This is a genomic window from Micromonospora siamensis, assembly GCF_900090305.1.
Classification (GTDB): domain Bacteria; phylum Actinomycetota; class Actinomycetes; order Mycobacteriales; family Micromonosporaceae; genus Micromonospora; species Micromonospora siamensis.
Map to the genome: position 1 here is coordinate 4,002,736 of NZ_LT607751.1, position 18,674 is coordinate 4,021,409.

At 73.4% G+C, this 18,674-nt stretch carries 22 protein-coding genes and 1 tRNA gene; 14 read left to right on the forward strand and 9 right to left on the reverse strand.

Features of this window, described 5'->3' with window-relative positions; translation table 11 throughout:
* Nucleotides 1-138: 138 nt before the first annotated feature.
* The 4 genes from GA0074704_RS18575 (at nucleotide 139) to GA0074704_RS18590 (ending at nucleotide 3,842) form a co-directional block, all read left to right on the forward strand.
* Complete coding sequence (locus tag GA0074704_RS18575; RefSeq protein WP_088971677.1) at nucleotides 139-696, forward strand: AMIN-like domain-containing (lipo)protein; 558 nt, start codon at nucleotides 139-141, stop codon at nucleotides 694-696.
* An 89-nt stretch (nucleotides 697-785) separates the two neighbouring features.
* Nucleotides 786-1,463, forward strand: coding sequence for a response regulator transcription factor (locus GA0074704_RS18580; RefSeq protein WP_088971678.1), 678 nt, complete (start codon nucleotides 786-788; stop codon nucleotides 1,461-1,463).
* Between the two features lie 10 nt (nucleotides 1,464-1,473).
* Entirely contained in the window at nucleotides 1,474-2,865 is a 1,392-nt protein-coding gene (locus tag GA0074704_RS18585; protein ID WP_088971679.1) for a sensor histidine kinase, read from the forward strand.
* Nucleotides 2,862-3,842 (forward strand): Gmad2 immunoglobulin-like domain-containing protein, encoded by a 981-nt coding sequence (locus tag GA0074704_RS18590; RefSeq protein WP_088971680.1) that lies wholly within the window; start codon nucleotides 2,862-2,864, stop codon nucleotides 3,840-3,842. Before GA0074704_RS18585 ends, GA0074704_RS18590 begins: the two co-directional genes overlap by 4 nt.
* 11 nt (nucleotides 3,843-3,853) lie before the next feature.
* Here the strand turns inward: GA0074704_RS18590 and GA0074704_RS18595 are convergent, their stop codons facing one another.
* The 3 genes from GA0074704_RS18595 to GA0074704_RS18600 all read right to left on the reverse strand — a co-directional run bounded on the left by GA0074704_RS18595 (nucleotide 3,854) and on the right by GA0074704_RS18600 (nucleotide 4,637).
* Nucleotides 3,854-4,066, reverse strand: coding sequence for a hypothetical protein (locus GA0074704_RS18595; protein ID WP_088971681.1), 213 nt, complete (start codon nucleotides 4,064-4,066; stop codon nucleotides 3,854-3,856).
* Between the two features lie 182 nt (nucleotides 4,067-4,248).
* Complete coding sequence (locus GA0074704_RS29080; protein WP_172880630.1) at nucleotides 4,249-4,422, reverse strand: hypothetical protein; 174 nt, start codon at nucleotides 4,420-4,422, stop codon at nucleotides 4,249-4,251.
* Nucleotides 4,419-4,637 carry a flavin reductase gene (locus tag GA0074704_RS18600; RefSeq protein WP_088971682.1) on the reverse strand — a complete coding sequence of 73 codons (219 nt, stop codon included), beginning with the start codon at nucleotides 4,635-4,637 and terminating at the stop codon, nucleotides 4,419-4,421. Before GA0074704_RS18600 ends, GA0074704_RS29080 begins: the two co-directional genes overlap by 4 nt.
* Before the next feature lie 407 nt (nucleotides 4,638-5,044).
* Here GA0074704_RS18600 and GA0074704_RS18610 point away from each other — a divergent pair, with 407 nt between their 5' ends.
* A complete protein-coding gene (locus GA0074704_RS18610) occupies nucleotides 5,045-5,296 on the forward strand; it encodes a winged helix-turn-helix domain-containing protein (protein ID WP_157743720.1) in 252 nt (83 codons plus the stop codon).
* A 610-nt stretch (nucleotides 5,297-5,906) separates the two neighbouring features.
* Nucleotides 5,907-6,896 (forward strand): HIRAN domain-containing protein, encoded by a 990-nt coding sequence (locus tag GA0074704_RS29220; RefSeq protein WP_088971685.1) that lies wholly within the window; start codon nucleotides 5,907-5,909, stop codon nucleotides 6,894-6,896.
* Nucleotides 6,897-7,217: 321 nt separating this feature from the next.
* Here the strand turns inward: GA0074704_RS29220 and GA0074704_RS18620 are convergent, their stop codons facing one another.
* A complete protein-coding gene (locus GA0074704_RS18620) occupies nucleotides 7,218-8,315 on the reverse strand; it encodes a DNA glycosylase AlkZ-like family protein (protein ID WP_088971686.1) in 1,098 nt (365 codons plus the stop codon).
* Nucleotides 8,316-8,510: 195 nt separating this feature from the next.
* Between GA0074704_RS18620 and GA0074704_RS18625 the strand changes: the two genes are divergently transcribed.
* The 5 genes from GA0074704_RS18625 to GA0074704_RS18645 all read left to right on the forward strand — a co-directional run bounded on the left by GA0074704_RS18625 (nucleotide 8,511) and on the right by GA0074704_RS18645 (nucleotide 12,799).
* On the forward strand, nucleotides 8,511-9,668 hold the full coding sequence (locus GA0074704_RS18625) for an RNA ligase RtcB family protein (RefSeq protein ID WP_088971687.1): 1,158 nt from the start codon (nucleotides 8,511-8,513) through the stop codon (nucleotides 9,666-9,668).
* A complete protein-coding gene (prfH, locus tag GA0074704_RS18630; RefSeq protein WP_088971688.1) occupies nucleotides 9,665-10,273 on the forward strand; it encodes a peptide chain release factor H in 609 nt (202 codons plus the stop codon). The genes GA0074704_RS18625 and prfH overlap by 4 nt, the downstream gene beginning before the upstream one ends.
* 213 nt (nucleotides 10,274-10,486) lie before the next feature.
* On the forward strand, nucleotides 10,487-11,239 hold the full coding sequence (locus GA0074704_RS18635) for an alpha/beta fold hydrolase (protein ID WP_088971689.1): 753 nt from the start codon (nucleotides 10,487-10,489) through the stop codon (nucleotides 11,237-11,239).
* On the forward strand, nucleotides 11,236-12,576 hold the full coding sequence (locus tag GA0074704_RS18640) for a cytochrome P450 (protein ID WP_088971690.1): 1,341 nt from the start codon (nucleotides 11,236-11,238) through the stop codon (nucleotides 12,574-12,576). Before GA0074704_RS18635 ends, GA0074704_RS18640 begins: the two co-directional genes overlap by 4 nt.
* A gap of 10 nt (nucleotides 12,577-12,586) precedes the next feature.
* Nucleotides 12,587-12,799 (forward strand): hypothetical protein, encoded by a 213-nt coding sequence (locus GA0074704_RS18645; protein WP_088971691.1) that lies wholly within the window; start codon nucleotides 12,587-12,589, stop codon nucleotides 12,797-12,799.
* A 46-nt stretch (nucleotides 12,800-12,845) separates the two neighbouring features.
* Here GA0074704_RS18645 and GA0074704_RS18650 read toward each other — a convergent pair whose 3' ends face one another.
* On the reverse strand, nucleotides 12,846-14,045 hold the full coding sequence (locus GA0074704_RS18650) for an RtcB family protein (RefSeq protein ID WP_088971692.1): 1,200 nt from the start codon (nucleotides 14,043-14,045) through the stop codon (nucleotides 12,846-12,848).
* 35 nt (nucleotides 14,046-14,080) lie between these two features.
* Nucleotides 14,081-14,152, reverse strand: a tRNA-Trp gene (locus tag GA0074704_RS18655).
* A 441-nt stretch (nucleotides 14,153-14,593) separates the two neighbouring features.
* Here GA0074704_RS18655 and GA0074704_RS18660 point away from each other — a divergent pair.
* A complete protein-coding gene (locus tag GA0074704_RS18660) occupies nucleotides 14,594-15,130 on the forward strand; it encodes a DUF6058 family natural product biosynthesis protein (RefSeq protein WP_197697549.1) in 537 nt (178 codons plus the stop codon).
* Here GA0074704_RS18660 and GA0074704_RS18665 read toward each other — a convergent pair.
* Both GA0074704_RS18665 and GA0074704_RS18670 read right to left on the reverse strand, forming a co-directional pair.
* Complete coding sequence (locus GA0074704_RS18665) at nucleotides 15,039-16,055, reverse strand: M56 family metallopeptidase (protein ID WP_088971694.1); 1,017 nt, start codon at nucleotides 16,053-16,055, stop codon at nucleotides 15,039-15,041. The genes GA0074704_RS18660 and GA0074704_RS18665 overlap by 92 nt on opposite strands.
* Nucleotides 16,052-16,423 (reverse strand): BlaI/MecI/CopY family transcriptional regulator, encoded by a 372-nt coding sequence (locus GA0074704_RS18670; protein WP_231926544.1) that lies wholly within the window; start codon nucleotides 16,421-16,423, stop codon nucleotides 16,052-16,054. Before GA0074704_RS18670 ends, GA0074704_RS18665 begins: the two co-directional genes overlap by 4 nt.
* A 76-nt stretch (nucleotides 16,424-16,499) precedes the next feature.
* Here GA0074704_RS18670 and GA0074704_RS18675 point away from each other — a divergent pair, with 76 nt between their 5' ends.
* The gene (locus GA0074704_RS18675; protein WP_088971696.1) at nucleotides 16,500-17,153 is read left to right on the forward strand and encodes a phosphatase PAP2 family protein; all 654 of its coding nucleotides are present in this window, start codon (nucleotides 16,500-16,502) and stop codon (nucleotides 17,151-17,153) included.
* A gap of 89 nt (nucleotides 17,154-17,242) precedes the next feature.
* Here the strand turns inward: GA0074704_RS18675 and GA0074704_RS18680 are convergent, their stop codons facing one another.
* Nucleotides 17,243-17,614 carry a hypothetical protein gene (locus GA0074704_RS18680; protein WP_088971697.1) on the reverse strand — a complete coding sequence of 124 codons (372 nt, stop codon included), beginning with the start codon at nucleotides 17,612-17,614 and terminating at the stop codon, nucleotides 17,243-17,245.
* A gap of 178 nt (nucleotides 17,615-17,792) precedes the next feature.
* On the opposite strand from GA0074704_RS18680, the gene GA0074704_RS18685 reads away from it, so the two are divergent.
* Entirely contained in the window at nucleotides 17,793-18,560 is a 768-nt protein-coding gene (locus GA0074704_RS18685; protein WP_088971698.1) for an alpha/beta hydrolase, read from the forward strand.
* Nucleotides 18,561-18,674: the final 114 nt, after the last annotated feature.

The window sequence follows — 18,674 nt, forward strand, 5'->3', positions numbered from 1 at the left end:
CGGCCACCCGCTGAGCACGGTTACCCCGCTGTTACGCCACGGCGAAGCTCCTGCCGTACGCGCGGCGCACCGTCGAGCTCGGAGGCCACCCTGGACGGCCGTCGTCGGGTGGCTCCACCGACGGGAGGGAGCACGACCATGAGGATCAGAAGGACGCTGCTGGCGGCGGCGCTGCTGCTGGCCGCGCTGGTTGCCGGGGGCCCCGGCACCGCGTCCGGGGCGACGGCGTACTGCGGGATCACCTGGGGCAGCGGGGCGAAGGCGGCCGGCACGCTCAGCGGGGCACCGCTGGTCGAGGTCCGGGCCGGGCAGGACACCTGCTGGGACCGGGTGGTGTTCGAGTTCGACGGGCCGGTGACCGGCTACTCGGTGGCCTACGGCGAGACGTACACCGAGGGGCAGGGGGCGGCGATGTCGCCGTACACCGCCGGAGGGGCGCTGATCAGCGTGTCGCTGCGCGCCCCCGCGTACGACGCCACGCACCTGGCGACCGTGCCGTACCGGGTGGGCGACCACGCGGTGAACGCGTTCGGGTACCGGACCCTGCGCGACGTGGTGTTCGGCGGCAGCTTCGAGGGTTACACCACCTTCGCCGTCGGGGTGCGGGCGCAGCTGCCGTTCCGGGTGTTCGTGCTGTCCGGACCGGACAGCCACAGCCGGATCGTGCTGGACGTCGCCCACCAGTGGCAGGCGTGATCGACGCCGGCGCCGAGGGCCCGCCCGGCCCCTCGGCACCGGCCGTTCCGGCAGGTCCGCCCAGGTGACGACGGGCCTACGCTGGGGTGATGGAGGGCCGCGTGCTGGTCGTCGAGGACGATGCCGCCATCCGGGAGGTGACCGCCCTCGGCCTGCGCCGGGCCGGTTTCCGGGTCGGCACCGCCGCCGACGGGCGGGCGGCGCTCGCCGCGTGGCGCGCCGGACCGGTCGACCTGATCGTGCTGGACGTGATGCTGCCCGGGCTCGACGGCTTCGAGGTCTGCCGGGAGATCCGCCGCACCAGTCAGGTGCCGATCCTGATGCTCACCGCCCGCACCGACACCATCGACGTGGTGGTCGGGCTGGAGTGCGGCGCCGACGACTACCTGCGCAAGCCGTTCGACCTGCCGGAGCTGGTGGCCCGGGTACGCGCCGTGCTGCGCCGAGCCACCGTCCCGACCGAGGAGACCGCCCTGGTGGTGGGGCGGCTGGAGGTGGACCCGGCCCGGTTCATCGCCCGCCGCGACGACCGTGACCTGCCGCTGACCGCCACCGAGTTCCGGCTGCTGCTGGAGCTGGCCCGCCACCCCGGCCGGCTGTTCACCCGGGAGGTGCTGCTGGACCGGGTGTGGCAGCACTCCCACCTGGGCGACACCCGGCTGGTGGACGTGGCGGTGCAGCGGCTGCGGGCCAAGGTCGAGGACGACCCCGCCCACCCGGTCCTGATCCGCACCGTCCGGGGCGCCGGCTACAAGCTGTGCCCGTGAGGGAGCACCGATGGCCACCACCGCCGTCCCGCCGGGCCGCCTGCGCCGGCGGCTGGTGGTGGCCTTCGTGCTGGTCGCCGGGGTGTCGGCCGGGGTGCTGGCCATCGGGTCGTACCTGCTGCTGCGGCAGGCGCGCCTCGACGGCTCGGTGCAGCGGGCCGCCGCCGACACCCGCTACGAGCTGGTGCTGGCCGCGCAGTTCGTGCCGCTGACCGACGCCCGCCGCGCCGACCTGCTGGCCAGCTTCGCCGGCAGCGGCCGGCAGGTGCTGCTCGTCGACGACGACAACGGCCCGGCCGCCGGCCCGGGCCCGACGCCGGGGCCGCCCTTGCGGTCCGCGGTCACGGCCGGTCAGCTGGGGTACGAACGCCGCCGCGACCACGGGCGGCAGCTGCTGCTGGTGGGCGGCCGGATCCCAGGCTCGACCGCGCAGCTGTACTCGGTCACCGTCGAGGACGACCTCGTGGCCGACCTGCACCAGTTGCGCGTGGCGCTCGGCGTGGGCTGGGCGGCGACGGCGCTGCTCGCCGCCGCTGTCGGGCACACCCTGGCCCGGCGCACGTTGGAGCCGGTGGGCCGGGCCAGCCGCGCCGCCCGGGCAGTAGCCGAGGGCCTGCTCGACACCCGCCTGCCGGTACGCGGCCGGGACGAGTTCAGCGACTGGTCCGCCGCGTTCAACGAGATGGCGGCGGCGTTGCAGGCGAAGATCGAGGAGCTGTCCCGGGCACAGGCGAGGGAGCGGCGGTTCACCGCCGACGTGACGCACGAGCTGCGTACCCCGGTGACCGCCCTGGTGGTCGCGGCCTCGCTGCTGCGCGAGCACCTGGACGCGCTGCCCGCCGAGGCCCGTCGGGAAGCTGAGCTGCTGGTCACCGACGTGGTCCGGCTGCGTCGGCTGGTCGAGGAGCTGATGGAGATCTCCCGGTTGGACGCCGGCCGGGAGACCCTGGAAGCCCGACCGGTGGACGTGCCCGCCCTGCTGCGCGCGATCGTCGACGGCCGGGGCTGGCGGGACCGGGTGACCGTCGCGGGCGCGGGCCGGCGGTTCGTGGCGCACACCGATCCGCGTCGGCTGGAGCGGGTGCTGGCGAACCTGGTCGGCAACGCCGTCGAGCACGGCACCGGCGAACGGCGGGCAACCGTGCGCCGGGACGGCGACCTGCTGGTCGTGACGGTGACCGATCAGGGGCCGGGCATCCCCGCCGATCACCTGCCGCACCTGTTCGACCGCTTCTACAAGGCCAACCCGGCCCGGGCGGGCGCGGGCAGCGGGCTGGGCCTGGCCATCGCCCGGGAGAACGCCCGGCTGCTGGGCGCCCGGCTGACGGTAAGCAGCGAGGTCGGTGTGGGCACCGGGTTCCGGCTGGAGCTGCCAATCGACCCGGACGGGGGTGACCGATGAACCGGGCTCCCGCCGCGCTGCTGGTCACCGCGCTGCTGCTGGCCGGGTGCGCCGACGACCGGTCGGGCACGCTCGGGCCGGCGCCCACGCTGCCGGCACCGGCCGCACCCGCCACCTCGACCGCCGCACCGGCGGTCACCCCGGTCACCTCGGGCACCGCCGCGCCGGGACCGGTTCGGACCGGGCCGACTCCCACCGGCTCGACGGCGGCCAGCCCGGCTGCCACCCACCCGGCTCCCCGCGGCTCGACTCCTACCGGCTCGACTCCTACCGGCTCAGCTTCCACCGGGTCGGCTCCGGACGGCACCGTGACCGTGCAGCTGTGGTTGGTGCGCGACGGCCGGCTGTCGCCGGCCACGCGTACCCGACCGCAGACGCCGGCCACCTCCGCGCTGGCGCTGGACGAGCTGGCCGCCGGACCGTCGGCGGCCGAGGCGTCGGCCGGGCTCACCAGCGTGGTGCCCGAGGGCGTGCGGATGGTCCGGATCAACGACGGCACCGCCACCGTCGCCGCGCCGCCCGCCTTCACCGACGGGCCGGTCGCCACGGTACGGCTGCGGCGGGCGCAGGTGGTCTGGACGCTGACCCAGTTCCCGGCGGTGCGTCGGGTCGACCTCGGCGACGGCCGGGCCCCGACCGGCCGCGCCGACTACGCCGACCTGCTGCCGCCGATCGTGGTCACCGGCCCGTCGATCGGACAGCAGGTCGGCAGTCCGGTCACGGTCACCGGCACCGCGCAGGTCTTCGAGGCCACGGTGAGCGTCCGGGTCCTCGACCGCGACGGTCACGTGATCGGCGCCGGCTTCACCACCGCCACCTGCGGCACCGGCTGCCGCGGCGACTATCGGGTGGCCGTGCGCTACCGCCTGGCCGCGACCGGTCCGGGCAGCGTCGAGGCGTACGAGGTGTCGGCGCGGGACGGCTCCCGGATCAACGTGGTCTCGGTGCCCGTCCTGCTCAACGCCTCCACGGCCTGAGAACCGGTCGGTCAGTGGCCGCGCAGGGGTGGCGCCTCGTAGATCCAGCCCTCGCCGTCCGGGTCCCGCCCGACCAACTGGTAGACGAACGTCTCCGCGCCCTCGTGCGGCCCGTGCAACTTCAGGTCGTACGTCTTCGGGGGGCTGTCCCCGTCCGGGACGTCCCAGCGGACGCGCTGCCCGTCGTACGGTCCGCCACGCAGGCGCAGGTTCACCTCGGCCATGTCCCGGACGCTAGTCGAGGCGGCGGGGCGCCGTGAGCGCCTCGGCCAACCATCCGCCCGCAGGTGTGAGCTCTCGACGAGCCGGTCGGATCGAGCTTGATGCCGTCAGAGGGCCTGGTGGCGCGCTTGTCGGCCCGGTTTGGTTGGCACGGTTGCTGTACTTGACAGCTGTACTACTGGAGTCACACGAGGCGCTGGACCCGGACCTTCGGGCGCTCGTTCTTGAGGTGGCCTTGTTTGTGCTGGCGGACCTGTTCGTCCCAGATTTCCTGGTCGTAGTCCGGGTCCGGCGGGATCCATTTGTGAGAGCCGTCGCTGTAGTGGAACTTCTCGTCGCCGCGTCGCAGGATGCTCATCGAGTCCAGCCGAGGAATCGGTGGTGCAGGTGGCCGGCGGGGACGTGGGCCAGGTCGTGGGCGGCGTCGACGAGTTGGGCGGCGAGGTAGAGGGCCAGGGAGACCGGGGTTCGGTCGTACTCGGCTCGCAGCTCGCGCCGCCGGGTCTGGCAGGGCCACTCCCCCGCGCAACCTCCGCACGTCCAGGTCGGCTTGATCGGGTGGTGAGTGGTCATCGCGGGTCGTCCTGGCTGGGCCAGTGGCTGCGGTTGATGGGGATGCGGTGGCGGCTTCGGCAGGGCAGGGTCGCGCCGCATCGGCAGACGTATCTCCAGAGGCGCCAAGACCAGACGGGCCGGTGGCGGCGGGCGAGGGTGAGCGCTGCCGCCAGGACGTACTCGTCGAAGGAGACCCGCTTCATGGGCTCACTGCAGACGTCGGGGTCACGGATCCCCGAGCGGGGGAACTGGTAGGGAGCACTGCCGCCTCCTCGTGCCGCAGGTGTCCGGAGGCGTGGATGCCCGATCGCGGGGAATGCGTCCGGGCATCCACGCCGGCGAGGACGTCCCACAGCGCCAACCGGGGGATCAACCTCCTCGGCAACCTCCCATAGGTACCGTTGGGTAGTCAAGGGCTGAGGTAGGTGGTCTACTCGTGTTGCCAACCGAGGGGAACCACCGTGCCACCGCGTTACCGCTACGAGCAGATCGCCGACGACCTCGCCGAACGCATCGCGTCCCGCGAGTTCCCACCGGGCTCCAAGCTGCCCAGCCGACGGGAGTTGATCGAGCACTACGGCGTTACCGAGCCGGTGATCGACCGCGCCATGCAGGTGCTACGGATCAAGGGGATGACCGAGACCCTGCCTGGCGTGGGCGTTTTCGTCGCCGAATAGACCCCCTGCTGTCAGCCGGTAGTGCGGATCCCTCGCTTGCAATCTCTGTGGAGGCCGTTCGTGCACTTCTATCCTGGTCCGTGGCCTCGGTCCGGCATCCGCCCCGGCCCGTCACCGACCTTGGTGGCTGGGCCCGTTGCTGTCAGCAGCCTCCGCCCGCGTCGGGTTGCCATCAACGAGCAGGCGGTAGTGGCGCAACCGCCGTGCAGGCAGCGATAGGAGCGTCGGGCTCCTCGTGGTCGATCTCGTACTGGCACTCGCTGCATGGCTCCGGCGGCTGGTGCTCGCGCCAGTCATGTCCGCAACCGGGACAGTCGCCATACCAGCGCGGTCTCCGTCGCAACTTCACGGTTCGCATTGTCGGCGCCGAGCGTAGAGGTAGACCGCCGTCGGGAGATGTGGTCTCCCCCTGCCGGTTGCCGCCAGGCCGTAACGGCCAGCGTCAATGAGCAGGGGCCTGGACGCAACGGTTGACGTTCCGCACCGACCCTCATCGTGGCTATCGCTGCCTCCTTGCTGCGCTGACTGAATCCGCAACGCCGGTCGGCTAACCTACACCCGCACAGTTCGGGGCTGACGAGTTCTCGGGCAGGAGCGGTAGCCTCCGCCAATGATCCGACCATTTGACCTGTGGGGCCAGCGAGGCTGGTGCAACCAGGAGGTCGTAGGCGAGTCCAACTACGCCAAGGAAATCCGAGGGGTACTCGGCGCAGACTTCAAGCCGTACGGGTCTGAGGTCGAGAAGGACGTGCGCCTCATCCCGGAGCCCACCAACCGCTTCGACCCGCACGCCGTCAGGGTCGTCCATGGCGAGCAAACCCTTGGGTATCTGCCCAAAGACCAGGCCAAGGTCTACTCGCCGCCCCTCACGGCGCTCGTCAACCAGGGCTGGACCCCCCAGGTTCGAGCCCGCATCTGGGGACGGCAAGACGAAAACTGGGACGGTCGACGCCGACCCCAGTTCGTGGGATCGGTGGCCCTGGACCTCGCTGACCCGCACATGATCGTTCCAGCGAACATGCCGCCAGCCGACCTGCACGTGATGCTTCCCCAAGGCCGCGCCGTCCAGGTGACGGGCGAAGAGAAACACATGACTCACTTGGCTCAGCTGGTGAGTCCTCAGGGCGAGTGCTGGATCTATGTGACGTTGCACCAGGTTGAGCAGCAGCGGGCGCGATCGACGCGAACGCTGGTAGAGGTTCGAGTCAACGGGGAGCCCGCTGGCACCTTGAGCCCAGCGACATCGGCCGAGATGTTGCCGGTACTCGCCCACCTTTCGGAACTTGGCATGTTGACGGCCGCCCGTGCAGTCCTGAAGGGCAACCGGGTCAAGGCCGACGTCACGCTGAACGTGTGCAAGGCCAGCTCGCTGACTGATGCGTGGTTGGATGCGCCGCCAGCGGCTGAGGGAGCCCGGCCGGCACAGCAGCCCACCACAGGAAGTCCCGGGCGCGATGTTGCCCCAGTGCAGCAGTGGCGGTTCGTGGTTCCGCCGGGATGGCCGCCTCCGCCCCCAGGTTGGGTCCCACCCCAGGGTTGGCGTCCCGATCCGTCCTGGCCTCCTGCACCTGATGACTGGCAGTTTTGGGTAGGAGCCTGAGGGGCCCCTACCCGGCCAGTCGCCCGACGAGGCCGGGAGAGAGCCCGAGGTGGCAGGATCGTGCGGCTCATAGAAGCCGCCACCCTCATCACGAACTCAGAGTGGCCAACATCCGTAGTCGTCCATAACCTTGATCAGCACCACGTCAGGCTACGTCGAGGAGTCGAAGCCGAACTTAGAACCACCGCGGCCTAACATGCGTCAAGCTGCTCAAAACCCTGTTCACGGCCCCTCCGGGGCCCAAGCCGACGGATGTGCTGGTCGCCGGCGCTTGACGCACTCCTGTACGCCATGTGGACACTACCGCCTGCATCCGTCGGGCTACTGCCGGACAACGTCGAGTCGCAGCCAGCTCGCCAGGGCCGCGATCTCGGTGTCGACGGCGTCGGCCTCCTCCGCCGTGAACGGCTCGTCCTGGTGCACCGCGTCCACCCGCAGCACGCCCGCCTTCCGGTCGGCGGTGGCGTCGAGCTTGCCGACCAGGCGGTCGGCGTGCAGTATCGGCAACGCGTAGTAGCCCCACCGCCGCTTGCCGGCGGGCTTGTACATCTCCAGCCCGTACTCGAAGCCGAAGAGTTCCAGGGCGCGCCGGCGGTCGTGGATCAGCCGGTCGAACGGCGACAGCAGGACGGTACGCCCGGTGAAGGGCTGCCCGAGTTGCGCTGGATCGACCCGCCACTGCCCCTTGACGCCCGCCACCACGGCCGGCTCGCCGGCCTCGCCGACGTCGTACGGCTCGATCGGCACCTTGGTCGTGCGGGCCCGGGCGATGCCCAACGCGCGGAGCCGGCGCTCGTCGCGGCGGCGCAGCGCCTCGGCCGGCGGCACCACCGGGTCGTCGGGGTAGACCCGCTCGGCGAGGTCCCACAGCCGCTCCCGACCCGACCGCCCGGCGACCGCGACCTCACCGCGCGCCGACATCGCGTCCAGCAGCCGGATGACGTTCTGGTCGTTGGTCCATCCGGTCGACCGCCATGGCACCGCACAGGTGTCCGGCAGCCGGCGCGAAGGCAGCGGCCCCTCGGCGGTCAACCGGGCGAGGATGTCGCGGCGGCACGCGTCGTTGGCCTGCACCCACTCCCGCTGCCGGGCCAGCCAGCCGACCGCCGGCCCGTCCCGCCGCTCGGCCATCTCGGCCCGGTACAGGGCCAGGTCCTCCGCCGGTCGGATCGTCGCCGCCAGCTCGATCAGCGCACGGCTTCCCAGCGCCGCGACCAGGTCGGCCGGCGCGTACGCCGGGCCGAGCCGGCTCCAGGAGACCAGGTCGGCCGTCGGCGCGACCGCCGCCGTCGGGTCGATCTGCAGCAGAGTCAGGTGCCGCACCGCCTCGACCAGCCCGGCCGGCCGCGCCGCGTCCAGCAGTTGCGCGCGGACGGCGATGCGACGGGCGTCTGCGAGGGAGAGCTGGTGGACGGTCATGCCCGGAGGCTAGCCGGATGGTGATGCCGAGGCTGACCGGTGGGCGCCGGCGAAATCCGTTTGCCGGGCGCGCCGGGGCCCGGCAGGGTGTCGGCATGACGTTCTGACGGCCCGCCTTCGGTCCTCCCGCACGCCACGGCGCCCATCGGTGCCGTGCCGCCGTCCGTCCACCCGTCCCACGAGAAGTGAGCCTTCTTGTCCGCGTACCCCACGCTGCCCGGATCCGCCGCCAGTGTCACCGTGTTCGCCTCCCCCACCAGTTGGATCGAGTCCGACGCCGTCGACCAGTGCCGGCAGGTGGCCGCCCTGCCCGGCATGGTCCACGTGGCCGGCATGCCGGACCTGCACCCCGGCAAGGGCGCCCCGATCGGCGCCGCGATGACCTCGACCGTGCTCTACCCGCTGTTGGTCGGCTCCGACATCGGTTGCGGCATCGCCGTGTTCCCGATCCGGCTCAAGCGGGCCGTCCCGGAGCGACTCGCCGCCCGGTTCCCCGACCTGGACCGGGCCCTGCACCCGGAACGGGACGCCGACGACCCGGCCTGGGCCGTCGTCGAGGGCGACGTGCCCGCCGGTCACCTCGACGGGCTGGGGACGGTCGGTCGTGGCAACCACTTCGTCGAGCTGGCCCGGATCGGCACTGTCCTCGACCCGTCGCACGCGCAGCGACTCGGCCTGGAGACCGGAGACCTCGTGCTCGTCGTCCACAGTGGCTCCAGGGGCCTCGGTGAGCGGATCCTGCGCGACCACACCGAGGTTCACGGCGCGGGCCCCGCCCCCGATCCGGCCGCCTACCTGACCCGGCACGACGAGGCCGTACGGTGGGGTGCGCTGAACCGGCGGGTGCTGGCCGCCCGCGTCGCGTACGCCATCGGGGCGGAGCCCACCGCCCCGGTCGTCGACCAGTGCCACAACCTGGTCGAGGTACGCGACGGGCACTACCTGCACCGCAAGGGCGCGGCGCCGGGTGACGGCCGGGACGTGCTGGTCGCCGGCACCCGGGGCACACCGTCCTACCTGGTCGCCGCCCACGCCGGGTCGGCGGCGAACCACTCGGTGGCGCACGGCGCCGGGCGCAAGATGTCCCGCGCCGACGCCCTGCGCCGGGGTCGGGCCAAGCACACCGTCGAGGAGCTGCGCCGCACCCCGCTCGGGTCGGTGGTGGTGTGCGGCGAGCGGCAACTGCTGTTCGAGGAGGCGCCGACGGCGTACAAGCGGATCGAGCAGGTGATCGGCGATCTGGTCGACCACGGTCTGGCCACCCCGGTGGCCACCACCGTTCCGCTGGTCACCTACAAGACGCCCGACGCCGCTCCCGGGTCGCGGCCGGACCGGCGGCCGGGGCGGCGATGAGCGTCCACCTGCTGCTGTCGGCCGGACGCGGTCCGCAGGAGTGCGCCTGGGCACTCGCCCGGCTGCTGCGCAGGCTGGAGGCCGACGCCGCCCGGCACGCCGTGACCGTCCACCGGCTGGAGACCGTCCCCGGGGAGCGGCCCGGCACCCACCGCTCCGCCCTGCTCCGGCTCGACGGCACCGGCGCCGAGGCGTTCGCCGCCGGCTGGACCGGCACCCTGTGCTGGCAGGCGCCCAGCGCCTACCGCGCCGGCGTCGGCCGGAAGAACTGGTACGTGCTGGCCCGACCGTACGAGCCGGACGCACCGACGACACCGTTCTCCGAGGCCGATGTGGAGGTGGTCCCCTGCCGCACCGGCGGGCCCGGCGGGCAGCACCGCAACAAGGCCAGCACGGCGGTACGCGCCACGCACCGACCGTCGGGTCTCGTCGTCGTGGTGGACACCGAGCGGCAGTTCAGCCTGAACCGGCGCCTGGCGGTGCAGCGGCTGCGGGAGCGGCTCGCCGACGGCGACGACGCGGCGCGGGCGGCGCTCGACAGCGCGCGCTGGCAGGTCCACGACGACCTGGTGCGCGGCGACCCGGTCCGGGTCGAGCGCCCCTGACCGGCCCGGGCCGCCGCCCGACGTGACAACCGTCAGTGGCGCCCCCAGCGGCCGACCGCCGCCGCCCCACCACCCGGCGGGCCGGTTCGGCGGCGGCGACCAACCGGCCGTCCGGCCCCCTTCCGCTCGGCGCCTTCGGCGACTACGGTCGCTCTCACCTGTGCAAGCGTCCACTCCGGTCGCCGTACCGGCCCGGCGGAAGGGATCGCCACCATGATCGGTCACGTCAGCGTCGGTGACGGGCCACACCGGGTACTGGCCCTGCACGGCTGGTTCGGCTCGGCGCGCGGCTGGGGCTGGCTGCCAGAGCTGGTCGACGGCGAGCGTTTCACCTGGGCGTTCCTCGACTACCGGGGCTACGGCGAGCGGATGTCCGTCGCCGGCGAGCACAGCATCGCCGAGATCTCCGCGGACGCGCTGGCGCTCGCCGACTCCCTCGGCTGGGACACGTTCTCGGTGGTCGGGCACTCCATGGGTGGCAGCGCCGCCCAGCGGGTGCTCGCCGACGCCCCCGACCGGGTGGAACGCCTGGTCGGCATCAGTCCGGTGCCGGCCGGCGGCGTCCCCTTCGACCTGCAGAGCTGGGCGCTCTTCGACGGAGCGGCCGGCAACCCGGACAACCGGCGGGCGATCATCGACCTGACCACCGGCAACCGGCTCGGCGGGCACTGGCTGGACCAGATGGTCCGGTTCTCCCTCGACCAGTCCACCCCGGAGGCGTTCGGCGCGTACCTCACCGCCTGGGCGCGGACCGACTTCACCGACGAGGTGAAGGGCAATCCGGTGCCGGCACTGGCCGTGGTCGGCGCGCACGACCCGGCGTTGGGCGCGGACACCATCCGCGAGACGTGGATGCGGCACTATCCCAACGCCGCCCTGGAGGTGCTGGCCGAGGCCGGGCACTACGCGATGTACGAGACTCCGGTCCGGCTGGTCACGGTGGTCGAGGAGTTCCTCGGCCGGTGACCGTCGACCCGACGCCGCTGGTCGACCCGCGCACCTATCTCCACGGCGTGCCGTACGACCTGCTCGCCGAACTGCGGGCGGCCGGGCCGGTGGCGTGGGTGGACGAGCCGCCGCTGCTGGGGCTGCCCGGCGGCCCGGGCTTCTGGCTGGTGCTCCGGCACGCCGAGGTGACCGAGGTGCTCAAGCAGCCGCGGGTCTTCTCCTCCCGGCTCGGCGCCACCCAGGTCCGTGACCCGGCCACCCCCGACGACCTGGCCTACGTACGCCGGATGATGCTCAACATGGACCCGCCGGAGCACGGCCGGCTGCGCCGCCCGGTGGCCCGCTCCTTCACTCCACGGGCGGTGGCCGCGCTGGAGGCGTCGATCCGCGCCAACGCGGTGGCGCTGGTCGAGCGGGTGCTCGGTGAGGCGGCCGAGGGCAGTTTCGACTTCGCCCGGGACCTGGCCGCCGACCTGCCGCTGCTGACCCTCGCCGACGTGCTCGGCGTGCCGGAGCCGGACCGTTGGCTGCTCTACGACTGGTCGAACCGGGTGATCGGCTTCCAGGATCCCGAGTACGCCGGGTCGGCCGTGTTCGACCCGGGCGCCGGCACCGCCATGGCGCGCCAGGCGCTGCGGCACCGCCCCGCCCCGGACGCGCAGGGGCGGATGCCGGACCCGCGTACCCGGGCCGGGATGGCCGACCTGTACGCGTACGCGCACCTGCTGGCCGAGTCCAGGCGCCGCGACCCGGGGCCGGACGTGATGTCGGTGCTGCTCGCCGAGCGGGGCGACGAGCGGCTGTCGGTGGCCGAGTTCGAGAACATGTTCTGGCTGTTCGCGGTGGCCGGCAACGAGACGGTCCGCAACGGCCTGCCGGGCGCGATGATCGCCCTGCTGGACCACCCGGCCGAGCTGGCCCGGCTTCGCCGCGACCCGGGGCTGTTCGACACGGCGGTCGACGAGCTGCTGCGCTGGTGGACACCCGTGATGGTGTTCCGGCGTACGGCGACGCGGGACACCGAGGTCGGCGGGCGGGCGGTGCGCGCCGGCGACAAGGTGGTGGTGTCGTTCGCGTCGGCGAACCGGGACGGGCGGGTGTTCGCCGAGCCGGACCGGCTGGACGTGGGCCGCCGACCGAACCCGCACCTGACCTTCGGGCACGGGCCGCACTTCTGCCTCGGCGCGCACCTGGCCCGCTGCCAGCTGCGGTCGCTGTTCGAGGCGCTGCTCGCCCGCACGACCGACCTCGGGTACGCGGGCGAGCCGGCCTACCTGCGATCGAGTTTCCAGCGTGGGGTGAAGCGGCTGCCGGTGCGCTGGCGTCGCGCTGCGGAGCGGCCGTCGCTCCCCTAGGTTCATCGGCATGCCACCCTCCACCCCGGACTCCTCAGGCGCGCTGATCAAGAGCCGAACGGCGTTCCACGTCATTCTCGTCCTGGAGGCCCTGTTCATCGGCTACCTGGCGACGCAGGCGTTCGTCGCCGACCGGCACCGGCTGCTCTACGCGCTGGGCGCCGCCGGGCTCGCGCTGGTGGTCGGCGCGGTCGCCTGGGCGAGGCTGCGCCCGCCCCGCTGACCAGGGCCCCGGTCGGCGCCCGCCCCCCGACGGGCGCCGACCGGTGTCACCCCTTGACGCAGACCACCTGCTTGAGGTGCGCCACCACCTCGACCAGGTCCTCCTGCTGCGCCATCACCTCGGTGATGTCCTTGTACGCGCCGGGGATCTCGTCGACCACCCCGGCGTCCTTGCGGCACTCCACCCCGGCGGTCTGCCGCTCCAGGTCCTCGGTGCTGTACGTCCGCTTCGCCTGTCCCCGGGACATCCGCCGGCCCGCGCCGTGCGACGCCGAGCAGTACGCGTCCGGGTTGCCCTTGCCCCGCACGATGTACGACCCGGTGCCCATCGAGCCGGGGATGATGCCGAGGTCCCCCGTGCCGGCCCGGATCGCCCCCTTCCGAGTGACCAGCACCTCCACCCCGTCGTAGCTCTCCTCCGCCACGTAGTTGTGGTGGCAGGAGATCGGCGCGTCGTAGCTGACCTGCGGGAACTGCTCACGCACCACCCCGCAGAGGACTGCGAGCATGACCGCCCGGTTGCGGCGTGCGTACTCCTGCGCCCACCACAGGTCCCGCCGGTAGGCGTCCATCTCCGGGGTGCCGGTGAGGAAGACCGCCAGGTCCCGGTCGGGCAGGTCGGTGTTGTGCGGCAGCGCCTGCGCCACCCGGATGTGCCGCTCGGCCAGCTCCTTGCCGATGTTGCGCGACCCGGAGTGCAGCATCAGCCACACCCGGCCGGCGTCCGGACCGTCCTGCTCCAGGCACACCTCGATGAAGTGGTTGCCGCCGCCGAGCGTGCCCATCTGGTGCCGGGCGCGGCTCTCCAGCTGCCGGACCCGGCGGTCCAGGTCACCGAAGCCGGTCCAGAAGGCGTCCCAGCCGCCCTGCTCCAGGCCGCGTACCCGCCGCGGGTCGACCGGGTCGTCGCGCTTGGCGAAGCCGACCGGGATGGCCGCCTCGACCGCCGAGCGCAGCGCCGCCAGGTCGTCGGGCAGGTCGGCCGCGGTCAGCGAGGTCCGCACCGCGGACATCCCGCAGCCGATGTCGACGCCGACCGCGGCCGGCGAGACCGCCTGCCGCATCGCGATCACCGAGCCGACCGTCGCGCCCTTGCCGAAGTGCACGTCGGGCATGACGGCGACGCCCTGCACCCAGGGCAGGGCGCCGATGTTGCGCAGCTGCTTCGCCGCCTGCGGCTCGATGGCGTACGGGTCGGTCCAGACCCGTACCGGGGCCCGGGTGCCGGGCAGCGGGGTGAAACCCATGATCGTCTCCTCGTGCGGGGGTGTGTCGGGTCGGGCGGGGGCGGCAGGATTCGAACCTGCGACCGTCGGGTCTGGAATCCGGTGCTCTTCCGTTGAGCTACGCCCACGGGGTGGGAGCCGGGTGACGAAAAAGCCGCCCGGACCCGTCGTGCGGGTGGGCGGCTGCGCGTGTAGCGCGGGCGCTAGGAGCGCCGCCACCCGGGTCGGTACCGCTGCCACGAGCAGCGGTCGGAGTTTCGTTCGCCGGCTGGCAGCCGGACACCGCCGCGCGGCATGGACCGCGGGGTCTCGGTGTGGGCGTGCTGCGTCACGGCGTACTCCCTGGGGGTGGTCTCGGATGACCTTGCGGCATTGACGGTAGGGCCACCGCGGGACCACCGCAATCGATATCGCGGAGCATCGGGTCGATGGGTGGGGACGGTTCGGCGGGCGCCGAAGAGTGGATCACCTACCCTGATCTGCGGAAACGATCAGGGTAGGGGGGTCGGAGAGTGGAGTTGCGGCACCAGGTGGCGGAGCGGTTCCGTGCGGTGAACGGGGAGCACCCGATGTCGGCCGCGGACGACGCGTACGTCGACGGGCAGTTCGTGGTGCTCGACGAGTTGTGCGCGGCCCACGGCCGGGACACCGACGACGTACGCCGGATGATGCTGGACCGGCGGCTGCCGCTGCCGGGCTACCTGCGCTCGGACGGCGCGCAGATGGTCCCGGCGGACCTGTTCGCCCTGGCGGAACGGGCCGGCGGGGTGGCGGCGCTGCCGGCCTGGTTCGCCGGGCACTGGGACGACCCGGCGGTCGGCGCGGCGGAGTGGGACGCCTACCTCACCGGCCGGTACGTGTGCCTGCACTCGGTGACCCCGGCCAACATCCTTCGCAAGGACGCGCTGACCGGGGCGATCCGGGCGGCGCCCGACGAGCCGGACGCCGGATCGCCGGCCTGGCTGACCCGACTGCACGCGTGGGTCGACGAACTGGACGCGCTGGAGCCGGCCTTCACCGCATACGACCGGCTCCGGTTCGGCGGCCCGACGTCCCGGGACACCTGCGTGGACGCGGTACGAGCCCGCTGGCCGCGGCCGAGCTGACCGGCCCCGACACGGCGGTCGATTTTCCGGCGCCGGCCCGTTCGAAGAGGCGCTCGCCCTGATGCTGGACGATGGCGGAGCCCAGCGTGACCAGGGTGAGGACGACGGCGAGCACGGCGAGCGCCGGGCCGCGCCGGGTGGCGGGCGGATCGAGCAGGGCGCGTACCCGGTCGGGCACGTCCCCGCCGGTGGCCGCGGGCAGCGGGCCGACGCCGTGCCGGTGGCGGGCCAGCGCGGCGCGGGCCAGGGCCCGGGCGACCACCCGGCGGTCCCCCAACCGGGCGGCGGCGTCCTCGTCCGCCCACCGCTCGACGGCGTTGCGCAGCGATCGGGCGGTGCGGCCGAGGGTGGGGTTGGTGGCGGCGGCCAGGTCGATCGCGGCGATCCACCAGGCGTGCCGGTGGGCCAGGTGGGAGCCCTCGTGGGCCAGCAGCGCCGAACGCTCGTCGGCCGGCAGGGCGCGCAGCATGCCCCGGGTGACCACGATGCGCCCGGTCGCCTCGGGGGTGGTGAAGGCGTCGGGCCGGTCGGTGTCGAGCACCACCAGTGCGCCCGGCTCGCCGAGGCGCCCGCAGTCGCGGTGGGCGGCCCGCAGGGCGGCGGCCCGCCGGACCAGGAACACACCGGTGCGGGCGGCGACGGCGGCGAGCACCGTCAGGGCCACGGCCGCGACGGGCCAGGGCAGCGGTGCCTGCGAGCGCAGCGCCTGGGCGGACCAGGCGCCGGCGGCGGCCACCTCGGCGTCCTGTCCGACCCAGGTGGCGGCCGTGACGGCAGCGGCGAACCAGAGCGCCGCGGTGACCAGCAGCCCGGTGGGCGCGAGCAGGCGCACCGCGAGGGCCGGTCGGAGGGTACGGCTGAGCCACGGTCCGCAGCCGGCGTACGCCGCGGCGGAGGCCAGCACCACCAGCAGGGCGATGATCACGACGGCTCCGGCTCGGTGCGTTGGAGCAGGGCGACCAGGAGCGCCTCGTCCTCCGGGGTGAGCGCGCCGACGAAGCGGGTCAGCACGGCGGAGCGGTCGGCGTCGTCGTCGAGGAGCCGGCGCATCTGGTGCGCGACCACCTGGGCCCGGTCGCGTACCGCCTGGTAGGCGTAGCCACGCCCGGCGGACACCCGGGTGACCCGCCCCTTGTCGTGCAGCCGGCCCAGCACGGTGGTGACGGTGTTGTAGGCGAGGCCGGGGTCGAGGCGCTCCCGGACCGCGGCGGGGGCCAGCGGCCCCTCGGCGGCGGCGAGCACGGCGATGACCTCCTGTTCGAGGTCGCCGTGCCCGCGGCGTCTGCTCTTCACCCATCCCCCAGAACTACGCATCTTGTAGGAGTACGCTGCGAACTACAAACATTGTAGGTGCGACCCAGGGAGTGTGATGGACGTCGGAGTGTTCGACGAGGTCAACCGGTTCGCCGAGGCAACCCCGTGGCTGCACACGGCGGTGACCGGATACGCCGCCTACGGCGTGGCACTCTTCGGGTTCCTCATGCTGGTCGGGTGGTGGGACGCCCGCGCGAGCGGCAACCCGGGGCGGGTGGCGGTCGCCCTCCTGGCCCCGGTGGCCACCGGGGTGGCGATCGGGGTCAACCAGCCCCTGGTGGCCCTGTTCCACGAGCCGCGCCCCTACACCGACCACCCCGGCATCCTGGTGCTCGCCACCCGCAGCACGGACTTCTCGTTCCCGTCCGACCACTCCGTCATGGCCGGCGCGGCGGCGGCCGCCCTGTGGTTCGTCTCCTGGCGTCTGGGGCTGGTCACCGCGGTGGCCGCGGCGCTGATGGGGTTCTCCCGGGTCTACATCGCCGCGCACTACCCGCACGACGTGCTGGCCGGCCTGGCACTGGGAGCCGTCGTGGCGATCGTCGTCGTGCCGCTCACCCGGCCGCTGGCCACCCGGCTGGTCACGGCCGCCGGCCACACCCCGCTACGACCCCTGGTCACCGCCGGCTCCCGGGCGGTGCCCGCTCAGCTCACCGCCGGCGCACCCGGCGGCACCGGCCGCACCCCGCCCGGCGCCGCCGGCCCGTGATCCCCCCTGACGCGCCCGCACCGGTCCCGCGTCACGACGAGGCCCCGGCGCGCTCGCGCCGGGGCCGGTCGGACGGTCGTTCGGGCCGGTCAGTCCTTCTTGCACTTCAGGAACGAGAAGCGGGTGGCCAGTTCGGGCAGCTCGGTCCCGCCGCACCAGGCCTGCGCCAGCTCGGCGATCGGCAGCAGGTCGCAGGCGTCGCCGTAGGCGCGGGCCCGACCACCCTCGGAGATGTCGACCATGAAATAGCGGGCCTCCCGGGCGACCCGGATCCGGACCACACCCCGTTCGCAGGCGATCTCGGCGTGGGCGTACCGCCCGGGGCCCGCTTCGGGGCCGGTGACCCGGCCGATCGACAGGCCGTGCCGGTCGGCACACTCGGTGAGCGCGGCGGCGAGCCCGTCGTGCTCGGCCAGGTCCGGATAGAGACGGACACCCAGCGCGGTGGACGCGTCGCTCATGACTGACTCCCACTTCCTCGTGACAGAGACCAGCAGCGCGCAGGTTACGGGGATGTTTCCGGCGCGCCTGGTCATCCTGTCCCTCGCGTACGCCCCTGGGCAATAGGAACCGTCGATTTGCCTCCGCGCGGAGGACGAACGCCCCGGGCCGATCGGTCCCCGCGTACGATCCACGCCCATGGCGCGGATCCGTTGTGACTTCTTCTCCGAGGCCCTCGGCATGGGCACGTCCATGACGGTGCTGCTGCCCGACCCGGCCGGCGCCGGGATCGGCATGGCCGGTGGCGCGCCGGCCGGCGACCCGCCCGTGCTGTACCTGCTGCACGGCCTGACCGACGACGACACGGCCTGGACCCGGCGCACCTCGATCGAGCGGTACGTCGCGCCGCTGGGGCTGGCCGTGGTGATGCCGAACGCCGGGCGCAGCTTCTACACCGACGAGGCGAACGGCAACCGGTACTGGCAGTTCCTCAGCGAGGAGCTGCCGCAGGTCTGCCGGTCGTTCTTTCGGCTGTCGGACCGCCGGGAGGACACCTTCGTCGCCGGCCTCTCGATGGGCGGCTACGGCGCGCTGAAGTGGGCGCTGCGCCAACCCGGGCGGTTCGCCGCCGCCGCCAGCCTCTCCGGCGCCCTCGACCTGGCCAACCGGCGCGACCACCCGACCAACCCGCTGAACCCGGCGGTCTGGCACACCGTCTTCGGTGACCGGCCGGTGGCGCCGGACGACGACACCATCGCCCTGGTGGAGGCCGCCGGCGCCGACCTGCCGGCCCTCTACCTCGGCTGCGGCACCGAGGACCACCTGCGCGAGGACAACGAACGGTTCCTGGCCGCCGCCCGGCGCCGGGGCGTACCGGTGGAGGCGCGCTGGTCCCCCGGCGCCCACGACTGGGACTACTGGGACGCGGCCATCCGCGACGTGCTGGCCTGGCTGCCGCTGCGCTGAGCGTGGGCCCGGCCGGTCGCCGCCGGCCGGGCCCGAGGCTCTGCGGTGCCGGCCCGCCACCTGGCGGGCGCGCAGCCAGCGGCGCACCGGGACCGGGTACGCGACCACCGCGGC